Annotated in this window: 13 protein-coding genes; 12 read left to right on the plus strand and 1 reads right to left on the minus strand. The window is 32.0% G+C overall.

Annotated elements, in window-relative coordinates; translation table 11 throughout:
- The 12 genes from ACZ430_RS01235 to ACZ430_RS01290 all read left to right on the plus strand — a co-directional run bounded on the left by ACZ430_RS01235 (position 1) and on the right by ACZ430_RS01290 (position 12,045).
- The gene (locus ACZ430_RS01235; protein WP_464910614.1) at positions 1 to 789 is read left to right on the plus strand and encodes a polysaccharide deacetylase family protein; all 789 of its coding nucleotides are present in this window, start codon (positions 1 to 3) and stop codon (positions 787 to 789) included.
- Entirely contained in the window at positions 786 to 1,889 is a 1,104-nt protein-coding gene (locus ACZ430_RS01240; RefSeq protein WP_464910615.1) for a glycosyltransferase family 4 protein, read from the plus strand. Before ACZ430_RS01235 ends, ACZ430_RS01240 begins: the two co-directional genes overlap by 4 nt.
- Positions 1,865 to 2,971, plus strand: coding sequence for a putative lipopolysaccharide heptosyltransferase III (gene rfaQ, locus ACZ430_RS01245; protein WP_464910616.1), 1,107 nt, complete (start codon positions 1,865 to 1,867; stop codon positions 2,969 to 2,971). Before ACZ430_RS01240 ends, rfaQ begins: the two co-directional genes overlap by 25 nt.
- Before the next feature lie 7 nt (positions 2,972 to 2,978).
- Positions 2,979 to 3,365, plus strand: a complete 387-nt coding sequence (locus tag ACZ430_RS01250; protein ID WP_464910617.1) for a nucleotidyltransferase family protein — start codon at positions 2,979 to 2,981, stop codon at positions 3,363 to 3,365.
- Positions 3,334 to 3,804: a ribonuclease toxin HepT-like protein gene (locus tag ACZ430_RS01255; RefSeq protein ID WP_464910618.1), complete on the plus strand. Its 471-nt coding sequence runs from the start codon at positions 3,334 to 3,336 to the stop codon at positions 3,802 to 3,804. Before ACZ430_RS01250 ends, ACZ430_RS01255 begins: the two co-directional genes overlap by 32 nt.
- Positions 3,805 to 4,171: 367 nt before the next feature.
- On the plus strand, positions 4,172 to 5,296 hold the full coding sequence (locus ACZ430_RS01260) for a glycosyltransferase family 9 protein (RefSeq protein ID WP_464910619.1): 1,125 nt from the start codon (positions 4,172 to 4,174) through the stop codon (positions 5,294 to 5,296).
- The gene (locus ACZ430_RS01265; protein ID WP_464910620.1) at positions 5,277 to 6,380 is read left to right on the plus strand and encodes a glycosyltransferase family 4 protein; all 1,104 of its coding nucleotides are present in this window, start codon (positions 5,277 to 5,279) and stop codon (positions 6,378 to 6,380) included. The genes ACZ430_RS01260 and ACZ430_RS01265 overlap by 20 nt, the downstream gene beginning before the upstream one ends.
- A complete protein-coding gene (locus tag ACZ430_RS01270) occupies positions 6,373 to 7,524 on the plus strand; it encodes a glycosyltransferase (RefSeq protein WP_464910621.1) in 1,152 nt (383 codons plus the stop codon). Before ACZ430_RS01265 ends, ACZ430_RS01270 begins: the two co-directional genes overlap by 8 nt.
- A gap of 4 nt (positions 7,525 to 7,528) precedes the next feature.
- Positions 7,529 to 8,764 (plus strand): O-antigen ligase family protein, encoded by a 1,236-nt coding sequence (locus ACZ430_RS01275; protein WP_464910622.1) that lies wholly within the window; start codon positions 7,529 to 7,531, stop codon positions 8,762 to 8,764.
- Positions 8,757 to 9,908, plus strand: coding sequence for a glycosyltransferase family 4 protein (locus ACZ430_RS01280; RefSeq protein WP_464910623.1), 1,152 nt, complete (start codon positions 8,757 to 8,759; stop codon positions 9,906 to 9,908). The genes ACZ430_RS01275 and ACZ430_RS01280 overlap by 8 nt, the downstream gene beginning before the upstream one ends.
- The gene (locus tag ACZ430_RS01285; protein ID WP_464910624.1) at positions 9,905 to 10,951 is read left to right on the plus strand and encodes a glycosyltransferase family 9 protein; all 1,047 of its coding nucleotides are present in this window, start codon (positions 9,905 to 9,907) and stop codon (positions 10,949 to 10,951) included. Before ACZ430_RS01280 ends, ACZ430_RS01285 begins: the two co-directional genes overlap by 4 nt.
- A complete protein-coding gene (locus ACZ430_RS01290) occupies positions 10,951 to 12,045 on the plus strand; it encodes a glycosyltransferase family 4 protein (protein ID WP_464910625.1) in 1,095 nt (364 codons plus the stop codon). The genes ACZ430_RS01285 and ACZ430_RS01290 overlap by 1 nt, the downstream gene beginning before the upstream one ends.
- Here ACZ430_RS01290 and ACZ430_RS01295 read toward each other — a convergent pair.
- Positions 12,040 to 13,353 carry a nucleotide sugar dehydrogenase gene (locus ACZ430_RS01295; protein ID WP_464910626.1) on the minus strand — a complete coding sequence of 438 codons (1,314 nt, stop codon included), beginning with the start codon at positions 13,351 to 13,353 and terminating at the stop codon, positions 12,040 to 12,042. The genes ACZ430_RS01290 and ACZ430_RS01295 overlap by 6 nt on opposite strands.
- Positions 13,354 to 13,485: the final 132 nt, after the last annotated feature.

The raw sequence follows: 13,485 nt of genomic DNA on the forward strand, positions 1-13,485 counted from the left end.
ATGCTTTTTAATTCAATACCAGTGCTAATGTATCATCATGTAATTCCCTTTTCAATAGAACTAAGCATTACTCCAGAAAATTTTGAATCTCAAATCTTAGAAATGAAAAGAAAGGGTTGGAAGGCACTTGATAGTCAAGAATTCTCATATTTAATTGAACATCCAAAAGAGTCAAGAAAAAAATGCATTGTTATTACTTTTGATGATGGCTTTTTAGACAATTACCTTTATGCCTATCCTATCTTAAAGAAATATAAAATGAAAGCAATATTATTTGCTGCCACTGGTTTTATATCTGATATAGAGCTCAAGAGAAATGATTTTAAGATTCTGTCACACAAGCAAATGTGGGAAATTGCTCATACTGAAAGAAGACATGAAGTAATGTGCACATGGAGTGAGCTTAAGGAAATGGAAAGCGAAGGTGTTTTTGATATCCAGAGTCATGGGCACAGCCATAATATTCCAGATTTCATAAAAACTAAGGATTATAAAAGTGTCAGAGAAGATTTGGAACTATCTAAAGCTTTAATACTAAAACATTTAAATAAAACTCCTTCACATTTGGCATGGCCTAAAGGAGCTTATGACAATAAAACAGTAGATTTAGCTAAAGAACTCGGATTTAAGATTCTTTATACCACTCAAAGAGGGGCAAATTTGGACGATTACTCCTATGTTAAACGAATTGCTGTAAAAAACAAAGGCAAAGGATGGCTTAATAAAAAACTAATAATTTACAGCTCCTTCCAGCTTACCAAGATATATCATAGTGTAAGAATAGGATGAAAATAGCTTTTATTAAAAGGAACTTTTCTTTTCACGGCGGTGCTGAAAGATATCTTCACACGCTTTTGCAGTCACTGATGAGAGAAAAATTTGAGATTCACATATTTTCAAACAATTGGCTTAATGAGGAAAAGATAATTTTTCACCATGTTCCTATCCTCTCCATTGGCTCTTTTTTGAAAGCTTACACATTCAATCGCAATTTAAATATTGACCTTAAAGACTTTGATTGTGTGATTAGTTTTGAAAGAACAACCAACCAGCATATTTATAGAGCTGGAGAGGGTTGTCACATAAGATGGCTTGAATTACGCTCTCTAATAGAATCAAAATTTAGAAAGCTCTCATTTAAAATCAATCCCCTTCACAGATTTTATCTTAGGCTTGAAAGAGAAATATTTGAAAAAACTCCATTAATCATCGCAAATTCAGAGATGATAAAAAATGAAATCATTAACTGTTATGGAATATCTCCTTTAAAAATAGTGGTCATCTATAATGGCGTTGATACTATTAAGTTTTCACCAGATAAAAAAAGAGAAAAAGAGAAATTAAGAAAAATCTACAAAATTCCAAAAGACAAAAAAATAATTCTTTTTGTTGGTTCAGGATTTGAGAGAAAGGGACTCTCTACTCTTCTTAAGGCTTTGTCGATTTTGAGATCTGAAGAAATTTTACTCATAATAGTGGGAAAAGGAAATTTTAAAAAATACATGAAGATATCAAAAGCTTTGAATATTTCAGATAGAGTTTTCTTCCTTGGAACAACAAAGGCAATTGAAAACTTTTATGCAATGGCTGACCTTTTTGTGCTTCCAACCATTTATGACCCCTTCAGTAACGCAACTCTTGAGGCAATGGCATCAGGACTACCTGTTATTACTACAATAAATAATGGCGTTGCAGAGTTAATAGAGGAAGGAAAGGAAGGCTTTACATTGAAAAATCTTTTCGACTATGAAGAACTTGCAGATAAAATTAACATTACCATGAGAGATACTGAAAAAATGGGAGAATTTGCAAGGAAAAAGGCAGAGCAGTTTCCTATTGAGAAAGCTGCAGAGGAGTTCATCAGGTGTATAAGAGAATTCTTGTTATAAAGCTTCGTCACATTGGAGATGTTTTACTTACAACACCTGTTTTCAAAGCTTTAAGGGAGAAATTTCCAGAGGCTTTTATTGCTGCTTTGGTAAATAAAGGCACGGAGGCTGTTCTTGAGAAAAATCCCTATGTAGACCAGATTATCACCTATGATAGAGGGATAAAAAAATTGCCTTTTTTAGATAGGTATGCTGAGGAGATGAGATTTATCAATTTTATAAGAAAATTGAAGTTTGATACAACCATAGATCTAACAGGAGGAGACAGGGCAGCGATAATATCATATTTTTCAAGAGCAAAAAGAAGAATTGGAATAAGCGCAAGGGGATTTTTAGGGAAAAAGCACTTTTATACAGATATTTTTGAAATAGATGGCAACAAACATACGGTGCTTCAGAATTTTGACTTGCTTGAAAAGATGGGAATAAAAACCATAAAACCTGAAGTAACTCTTAATGTCACAGAAGATGAAAAAAAGTGGGCAAAAAATCTTATTCAGCCTTTCACTCACTATAAAGTTGTTCATATTCATCCTACATCTCGCTGGCTTTTTAAATGTTGGAGAGATGAACATATGGCAGAGGTTATAAAATGGCTCATAGATAAAGGTTGCAAAGTAGTTTTGACTGCGTCAGCAGAGGAGAAAGAATTAAGAAAAATTGACACAATTATTTCTTATCTGCCAGCTTTTTCTGAAGCAAACAGACAGCCTGCTCCATTAATTAACCTTGCGGGGAAATTAACTCTCAGACAACTGATAGCAGTTTCATCTGTTTGTAATTTATATTTCGGCATAGATACTGCACCCATGCATATAGCAGCTGCATTGGGAAAACCTGTAGTGGCACTTTTTGGTCCAAGTGGAGCATTTCATTGGGGACCATGGGATAATGAAGCTAATGAGACTCCTTATGAGAAAAGAAATGGCATACAAAAATTCGGGAAAAATGTGGTAATCCAGCGAGACTGGATCTGCATTCCCTGTGGTAGAGACGGCTGTGAAGGAAGTAAAATAAGCAAATGCCTTTTTGATATAAAGCCTGTTGAAGTCAAAGATATTCTGAAAAGCTATGTGATATAATCAAAATATGAAAAGCACTAAAATAGATACCCAGTTAGTCAAAAATTATCTTTTAGAAAAACATCAGAAAAAAATAGCCCTTAAAGAAAAAGAGAGAGACGAAATACTTTCAACATTGAGGGAACTCTCACAGCTATGGGAAAAATATGAGCTTGAAAGGGTTTATCTTTATGGTTCAATGGTAGAGCTCTCATTTAATAAGCATTCAGATATTGATATTGCTGTGGAACCAGACTTAGATTTTGAGAATCTTCTTAAGCTTTACACAGAAATAAACAGATACTTTAAAAGAGAAGTGGATATCCGATTACTTAGCGAAATTCCTTTTAAGGAAAAGATAAGAAAAGAAGGAATTCTTATATATGAGAGAAAGCATTGCAGTTTTAAAAAGTGAAATTGAGAAAGATACCGAGAAGTTAAATAAACTTTTTAAGAGATTTTCTGCTTCCTACAAAGAATTTGAAAAAACAGGAGAGTATTCAAAACTGATTGAATCTGCCTTTTATATAAATCAAATCTGTACGGGCTTTGAAAGAATTTTTAAGAGTATTATGAGGACTTTTGAAAACACCATAGAAGATTACTGGCATAAATCTTTGCTTGAGAGAATGAATCTTGAGATTAAAGGTATAAGACCTGCTTTACTTTCTGATGAAAGCTTTTACTGCCTAAATGAATTAAGAGCCTTCAGACATTTTTTCAGGCATGCCTACGATGTTGATATTGATAAAGATAAGTTTAAGATTGTTGCTAAAAAGGCATTGAAATTAAAGAAAAAATATAAAAGTGAAATAGATAAATTTTTGAATTTTCTTGATGAGTTGTTGAAATAATCGTATATTAGATTACCTTCATCTTTAGTTTAGAGCTTTTTCTTGCAAGGCTTAGGATGACAGGTGAGAGTATAAATAAAAAATAAGAGAATTTTCAATTACTAATGGTCATTCAGAGCACCCTAAATGGGTGCGAGGAATCTGACCCTATGGGGTCATCCCGAGGGCAAAGCCCGAGGGATCTCTTAACTTGAAAAATCTGGATATTCCTCGCAGACCCTTAGCCTACGGCTCAGGGCTCGCTTCGATCGGCTCTGAATGACAGATGAAGGTAATTAGAAAATAGGACTTGTGATTTATTGATTTTAAATAAATTACAGGTTTTTGAATAGTCTCAAAAATAATATTAAAAAAATCAAAGAGGCAGATGAAACTCAGGATAAGAGAAAATCTTTTGTATTTTTTATTAAAAATAATCAAAAAATTTGACAAAAGACAAACAGAACTGAAATATTTTAATCCTGACGAGGTAAGGAATATTCTCGTAGTTTCCTCAACAGCTATTGGAGACACACTTATGTCAACTCCTGCAATAAGAGCTATAAGGGAAAGATATCCCAATGCAAAAATAATTGCCCATTTCAATGTAAAAAACATGGAACTTTTTGAAAACAATCCCCACATAGACGGAATAATTCCCTACTACGGAGGCTGGAAAAAGTTTTTTAGGACAATAAGAGAGTTTCGAAAACACAAATTTGATGTAGCAGTGATTCTTCATGGCAACGAACCTCAGGCAACACCAATGGCATACCTCGGAGGAGCGAGATTTATCGTTAAAGTGCCGATACCAAAAAAGTTTGGATTTTTATTAAGTAACAAAACCAATGGATTTGAAAATCCATGGAATCATCATGGCATTGAGGTAAGGCTAAAAGCAGCTTATTTTATTGATTGTAAGACAAATAAAAGAGAAATGGTTCTCTTATTAGATAAAAGGGCAAATGAAAGAGTGGAAAAATTACTTAAAGAACTTGGGATTAATAATAAAAAGTTAATTGGTTTTCAAGTAGGTGCAGCAAATAAATATAAAATATGGTCTCAGAATAAATTTATAAAACTTGGTCAAAAGCTTATCGAATTTGATAGTGATATATTCATTTTAATTCTTGGGTCTAAAAAAGAGATAGATCTATGCAATCAAGTAAAAGATGGGATAAAATATAAAGTAATGTCTATGGCTGGGAAGTTATCCTTGAAAGAACTTGTGGCATTAATAAATAGGCTTGATATATTAGTGACAAATGATACGGGCACTATGCACATCGCAGTAGCACTAAAGAAAAAAACAGTCTCTCTTTTCTGCCCAACCAATTTCTGGGGAGTAGGACCAATTCAAGATATGCATTTGCATAGAATTATCGCAAAAGAAAAGCCATGTAACCCATGCCTGACAAAGAAATGTAAGTCTCCTTTTTGTATGGATTTAATAGAAGTAGATGAAGTATTCAAAGCTGTAAAGGGTGGTTTACTTGAACATCGCTCTCTATAACTTAACTACAACAATCAAAAAAGGTGGAATTGAGACTTTTTGTTGGGGACTAGCAAAAAATCTCTCAAATAGAAATATAAAGATATATCTGTATGGAGGAAAAACAAATGATATTTTGACAGATAAAGAAAATTTGGAAATAATAACCCTATCATATCTTCCTCGTAACAAATTTCCTGATTTTGGCTCACGCTTTAGAAAATTTATGGAAAGACTATCTTTTGCCTATTATGCATTACCTGAATTGAAAAAAAATAAATATGATTTTTTCTGTATCTTTAAGCCCTATGATTTTCCAGTGGCTTTATATTTAAAAAAGCTAACTAATTGTAAAATAATTTTTTTCTCAGGAGGCACAGAATTTTTTCCTGGATATAGAAAAATGGTTAAAAAGATTGATTTTTTGTTTTCCTGTAGTGAATTTAATGCTAATCAGATAGAAGAATATACTAACGTAAGACCTATTGTGTTACCAAATGGAATAGATACAGATATTTTTAAACCTCTTATGCCAGATATTAAGCTCAAATCAGAATTAAACATAAAAGAAGATGAGACAGTAATAATTACTGTTTGTAGACTTGTAGGCTGGAAAGGTGTTCAATACAGTATTAGAGCGGTAGATAAATTAATTAGAGCAGGATATTTAATAAAGTATTTAGTAATTGGAGATGGAGAAGAAAGAAAAAATTTAGAGAAAATCGTATTTGAGAGTAATTTAAATGACAAGTTTATTTTTCTTGGAAATATTAACAATAGCTTATTGCCTAAATATTACTCTATAGCAGATATAGCAGTCTTTCCAAGTATAGCTAATGAAACATTTGGCATTTCGATCGCTGAAGCAATGTCATGCGGAGTTCCAGTAATTTCAACCACTGTGGGAGGAATTCCTGAAGTCGTAGGAGATGCTGGAATTTTGGTTTCTCCAAAAGATGAAAATGCTATTGCTGATATGATAAAATTTCTAATTGAAAATTCATACGTTAGAAAAGAATTAGGGATAAAAGGAAGGAATAGAGTTATTGAGAATTTTAGCTGGGACAGAGTTATTTATAGATTTCTGGAGAACATAAGTGCCTGAGAAGGTTCTCATGTTTTCAGATCCAGTTCATCCCATCCCTCCATTAAAAGGTGCAGCTGTAGAAACATGGATGTATGAAGTATCAAAAAGAGTTCTTAGTTTTGAGCCTCATATTGTTTCTATAGGTGATCCATATTATCGCGGGAAAGAATACCAAGATGGAATATATTTTCACAGAATCAATTTTAGTCCAGTATATAAAAGATTATTTCAAAAAATTACCAAACTTGATCCTTTATCCTACCCCAAAAGAATTTTAAGAATTATCGACGAAGTCAAACCCGACATATTACATATTCACAATACATTTAAATGGGCTTTACCTGTTATTGAAAGTCTAAAGAGACAAATAAAGATAGTTTTGCATTTTCATAATGAAATTAATGTAAATAAGGAAATTTTAATTGATGCTTTTGTTGGATGTAGTGATTATATTGTAAATATTCATAGAAATAACGATAAAATAAAGACAAAAATATATAAAACTATATACAATGGAGTGGATCTGAAAAGATTTAGACCATATTGGGAAGTTTTAGATATACGAAGAAATTTGAGAAGGAGATTTAATATTAAAGATAGAGATTTTGTGGTAGTTTTTGTTGGCAGGATTTCTCCTGAAAAAGGCGTTGAACATTTTGTAGAAACGGCCATTCAAATGAAAGATATTGAAAATATAAAATTTTTAGTTATCGGTGAAGTTTCAAAAAAAGGTGATAGACATGAGTATGCTAAAAATATAATACAGAAAGCAAGTTCATTTAGGGATAAAATAATTTTTACCGATGTTTTTCCTCCTTCAAAAATGCATCTAATTTATTTGATTGGAGATGTTGTGGTACTAACATCTAATTTTAATGAACCTTTCGGTATGGTAGCAATAGAAGCAATGGCTTCAGGACTTCCTGTAATAGCCAGACAAAAAGGTGGTCTAAGAGAGTTTATTGTAGATGGATTGAATGGTTTCTTTATCAGTGAGGATAAAATTATTGAAGACTTAGTAAATTTAATCAAAAATTTAATGGAAGATAGAAATTTGAGAGAAAGAATCGGAGCAGAAGGTAGAGAAACTGTAGAAAATAACTTTAGTTGGGATGTGATAGCGGAAAAGACAGAGACATTTTATAGGCAATTGGAGGAATAAATTAATGTCAAATAACCACTTTTTAAAAAATTTGGAACTATTAAATGAATTTTTCATTTACATACTTATTATCTTTTTATTTATGGATAAAGGAGAAACATTAAGAGTTATAGGTATATATATACCTTTTTCTCTTTTAATAATTAGATTTTTAGTATTGAAAGAAAATCCTATTCGCTTAAATAATTCTATCCTATTATTTATATTGTTCTGCCTTTTTTGTTTATCTGGCATTATTGCTTCTTTATTTGCTCCATCTTTTTTGTATTCATTGGAATGGTTTAAAAGAACTTACCTGAAATTGTTTTTAGTAGGTATTGTTTTTTTAGGATTCCTTAACTCACAGGATAAAATTATTAGATTGACATATCTTTTCATTATCATGGCTTTAATTTTTACAATTTTTACTTATTATGATTTTTATAAAAAAATTCTAATTCTAAATGAAGACTATGGCAAAAGTATTAGAAAATATATTGTTCCATTAGAAATTTTTCTTCCTTTTGTTTTTTTCTTATTTATAAAAGAATCAAAACTTTTTAAATTTTTGGGGTTATTTTTATTAATTTTAGGCTCAGTAGCAGTTATTTTAACAGGAAGTAGAGGAGGATGGATTAGTTTATTTATAAGTTTTTTTATTTGTGCATATGGTTATTTCTACTTAAATAAAGTAAACTTTAAATGGCTAATCTCTATTATCATGATTATCTTATTAATTTTTTGTTTTTTAATAAATATTATTTCACCTAATTATATTAATATGAAATTTAAACAGCTTTTAAAGCGAGATACTTCTTTAAGAATTGAAATAGTCTGGCCTGCTGCAATTGAAATTTATTCAAATTTATCTTTCATTAATAAAATTTTTGGAAACGGCCTTGGAAGAATGACATATTTGGAGGATTTCAGAAAGTGGTATTTAGATAAATTTAATCATCAACCTTCAGAAACTTATTCTCCTCATAATTTTTATTTATCAATTCTATACAAACAAGGGATTGTTGGTTTAGTTATTTTTATAATTCTTGTTTTTGTTTGTATGCGATATTTGATTTATTATATAAGATTTTCTAAACAAAATATAGATATAAAAATTATTGGTATATCAATATTAGCAGCATTAAGTGGTTTACTTATACACAGTTTAGTAGAAGATATGCGATTTATACAATGGATATTTATTTTGCCAGTTACCATTGGATATCTAAATTATATTAAACCCCAAAAAGGTTATGATTAGAATTATATACCCTGTTCCAGAGCTTTTTCCTGACAATAGAGCGAGGTTTATTCAAATTATAAATACTTGTCATGCACTTGCTCAAAAAGGGCTATCAGTAGAACTCATTACTGGGTTGAAGAAAGGATGTGATAAAGAAAAAATTTTTAACTTTTATGGACTTAAACCCTGTAAAAATCTAAATATAGTTAAACTGCCTATAATGAGAAGAGAAAGAGGCAAATTTCTCAAAATTTCTTGGAATGGAATTTTCAATTTTTCACTTTTAGCATATTTATTACTAAAAAAAAAAGAAAAAGCAGTTATATTTCTCAGGCATCTTAAACTTGCAAAATTTCTATTAAGATTCCGAAAAATGATTACGAACCATATTATTTTTGAAGTTCATGAAATTTTTCATCTCAATGATTCATTGAACTTATCTCAAAAAGCCAAGTTAAAAAAAAATGAAATTGAAATATACAAAAAAGTTGATGCTCTGATATGTATTTCAAATCAGCTTAGAGATTTTTTACTAAAATTAATCAATGTCCAAGAGAATAGAATTTTCGTAATATATGACGCTTTCAAAAAAGAATGGCTTGAAATAAAAAGAAATTTAGATAATTCCTTCATCTGTTATACTGGAAGCTTATATGCATGGAAGGGAGTTGATGTTCTGATATCTGCAATGAAGTTTCTTCCAAATGAAAAATTATTAATTGTTGGTGGAGGAGACAGACTTGAGAAATTAAAAGAGTTAGCTATTAAAGAAAATGTAGCAGATAGAGTGAAATTTATTGGGTCAGTGTCTCATGAGTTGATACCAGAGTATCTTTCTAAGGCTAAAGTTGCTGTGCTACCTAATATTTCAGAAGGTCCATCACAGTTTTCTTCTCCTCTAAAATTATTTGAATACATGGCTGCAGGGATTCCCATAGTTGCTTCAGATTTACCAGTTTTTAGGGAAATCTTACAAGATAATGAGACTGCCATATTTTTTGAACCTGGTAACCCTGAATCTTTAGCATATGCCATAAAAAAAGTCTTGAATTCAAAAGAATTGTATGATAAATTAAGCATGAATGCAAAGATAAAAGCTGTGAACTATACCTATGAAAATAGAGCTAATAAAATCTATAAAATCTGTAGATTGCTAAAATGATTTCCAAAATCCTTTTCATACGCCGGGACAATATTGGTGACCTCGTATGCACAACTCCTGCGATATATGCAGTAAGACAAGCTTATCCTCAAGCAAAAATTGGAATATTGGTCAACTCTTATAATGCAGATGCAGTAAAGAATAATCCAGATATTAATGAAATATATGTTTATGAGAAAGCCAAGCATGTCCCTGAAAAAAACAAATTGAAGGTTTGGTTGAATAATCTCACAGTTCTCTCAAAAATAAGAAAAGAAAAATATGATATCGCTATTGCCTGCGGTTCTTACTCACCGAGACTTGCAAGATACACATATATGACAAGAGCAAAATTAAGAATTGGCTATTTACCTAAAAATGTTGAAAATTCATTTTTTTATAATATGCCTATCAGAGAGCCTCAAAAACCAATGCATGAAGTGGAGAGAGTTTTTGCCTTACTTTTACCATTGGGAATAAATGAAAAACCAGACAAAATGAGGGTATATCCATCATCATACGAGATTGAAAGGGTAAATGAATTGCTTAAAAAGGAGAGATTCTTCGGGGTCATTGAGACCCCTCAGAATGACAGAAAGATAGCCTTCCACATAAGCAGCAGAAAGCCTGAAAACAGATGGTCTGCTGAGAAGTTTATAAAACTTGCCAAACTCATCTTAAAAAATCATGATGTAAATGTTATGCTTTTATGGTCCCCAGGCTCTGAAAACAATCCCTATCATCCCGGAGATGATGAGAAAGCTGAGTTTATATCAAAAGCCGTTCCTGAGATTATTCCTTACAAGACCGTCCATCTTGGAGAGCTTATAGCTGCATTGAGTTTAGCTGAAGTTGTTGTCTGCCTTGATGGAGGAGCAATGCACATAGCAGCAGCTCTTGGCAAGCCTATTGTAACAATATGGGGTTCTACAGACCCTGCAAGGTGGAGACCATGGGGGGTGAGACATGCTCTTATTCAAGGTAATAATAAAAAAGCAGACGATGTAGATGTCGATTCAGTATATGAGGCCATTGTCAGACTCACTAAGGAGATAACGCAGTAATGCCTATAAGAGTGCTTCACACTGAATCCTCACCTGGTTGGGGTGGACAGGAAAATAGAATTTTAAATGAATGCATAGGCATTCAGAAATTAGGTGCAAAAACATATATACTCTGCCAGCCTGATAGCATACTTGCCCAAAAAGCTCGAGATGTTGGTATAGAAGTTTTCACCACTCCAATGCGAAAAAGTTATGATTTAAAAACGATTTACTACACAGTTAAATTAATTAAAAAGTTAAAAATTGATGTTATTAATACTCATAGCGGAAAAGACACCTATATTACTGGATTTGCAGGAAAAATCTCTACCCGAAAACCACTGATAGTAAGAACAAGACATCTTGCACTGCCAATAACTTCAACTTTCTCGTATAAAATTCTTGCAGACCTTGTTGTTACAGTCAGTGAATATGTAAGAAACTATTTGATAAGTAAAGGAATTAATCCTGAAAAAGTCTATGCTATTCCCACCGGTGTCGACCTTGAAAAATTCAATCCTGATAAAGTAAACAAAAATCTTAGAGCAGAACTTGGATTAGACGAAAATATTCCTCTAATTGGCACTGTAGCAGTTTTAAGAAAGAAAAAAGGTCATCACATTCTCCTTGAAGCAATTCCTGAAGTTTTACGAGAAATCCCAGAAGCAATTTTTGTCTTTGTCGGAGACGGTCCTCAAAGAAAAAATATTGAGGAAAAAATTAAGCAGTATGGACTTTCGAAAAATGTAATTATGCTTGGACACAGAAATGATATTCCTCAGATACTTAATTCCATTGATTTATTTATTCTTCCCACCCTACAGGAAGCTCTCGGCACTTCTTTCTTAGAAGCAATGGCAATGGGCAAACCTGTGATAGGTTCAGATGTTGATGGAGTAAGAGAAGTAATTGATGATGGCATAAATGGATATCTTGTTTCTCCGAATGAGCCTCGTTTATTAGCATCCAAAATATTGGAAATTCTTAAAGAGCCAAATTTAGCATATAAGATGGGACAGGCAGGAAGAAAGAAAGTGGAAAAAAAATATACTTTAGAACATATGTGCAAAAGTATGCTTGATTTATATTTGCAATATTCAAATAAAACTTTATAATCTCCAATAAAGAAATCCTTTCTTCAAAATTTCCTCTCTATCATAAGCACCTTTTATGTCAATAATTATACAAGGGGTTTTCATAATTTTACTGTAAAAATCAAGGCTAAATTTCTTAATGAAAACTTCATGTTTAACGGCTAAAACAACGCAATCATAGGGTAAATGGTTCTCTATATTATCTATAAAATTCCATCTGTATTCATGGTTTATGTCATTTTTCATCACAACTGGGTCATAATGATAAATCTGCATTCCAAAATCCTCTAATTCCTTGCTTAATTCAATTACCTTACTGTTTCTTAAATCAGGCACATTTTCCTTGAAAGTCGCACCTAAAATTAAAATCTTTGAACCTTTAACCTTTTTTTCAGCTTTTATTAAAATTTTCAGTATTTCATGAGCAATGTAACGGGGAATGGACTCATTTATACCTCTACCAGCTAAAATTAACTCTGGAACGTGTCCTACCTCTACAGATTTTCTGGCAAGATAGTAAGGGTCAACAGGTATGCAATGACCCCCTACAAGCCCAGGTTCAAAGGGCAAAAAATTCCATTTGGTCTTAGCAGCATTCAAGACTTCCTTTGTATCAAGTCCTAATTTGTGGAAAATTAATGCCAGCTCATTCATCAAGGCAATATTAATATCCCTCTGAATATTTTCAATCACTTTGGCTGCTTCTGCTGTCCTTATATCTGGAGCCTTATAAACACCTGCCTTGATTACTTTCCCATAAACCGATGCTACAAGCTCAAGTGTCTCAGGAGTATCTCCTGATACGATTTTTACTACTCTTTCTATTGAGTGTTCCCTATCTCCTGGATTTACTCTTTCCGGGGAATAGCCAACCCAGAAATCTCTTTTCCATTTTAATCCGCTTTCTTTTTCAATAACAGGAACACAAACCTCCTCAGTTGCTCCTGGATAAACTGTAGATTCAAATACAGCCACCCCACCCTTTGAAATATGTCTACCTACCACCTCAGATGCAGAAACAAGAAAGGACAAATCAGGATTTTTAAGCTTATCAACAGGTGTTGGAACAGCAACTATTATTAATTTGAATTTATCTTGCGGAGTTAATGTTTCTCTGAATTCAATATTAGAATTTACCAGCTGTTTCTTAGAAATCTCAAACGTTGAGTCTATACCTTGTTTCAATTCTTCAATTCTGTTTTTATTTCGGTCAAAGCCTACAATTTTAAAGTATTTTGACATAGCAACAGCTAATGATAGTCCCACATATCCAAGACCTATTACCAAAATTTTCTCCTTGCCTGATAATAATGCATCAATTTTTAACATAACCCTTTCCTCCTTATCTTTCCATCTATTTATTATATGAGATAAGCTGTTAATATTCAAAAACTTATATTTTATTACTTCAAAGAATTCATTACTACAAAAAGATTGAAGGAACTTAGATATATATGTGTC

It is taken from the genome of Thermodesulfovibrio sp. TK500a, assembly GCF_055381765.1.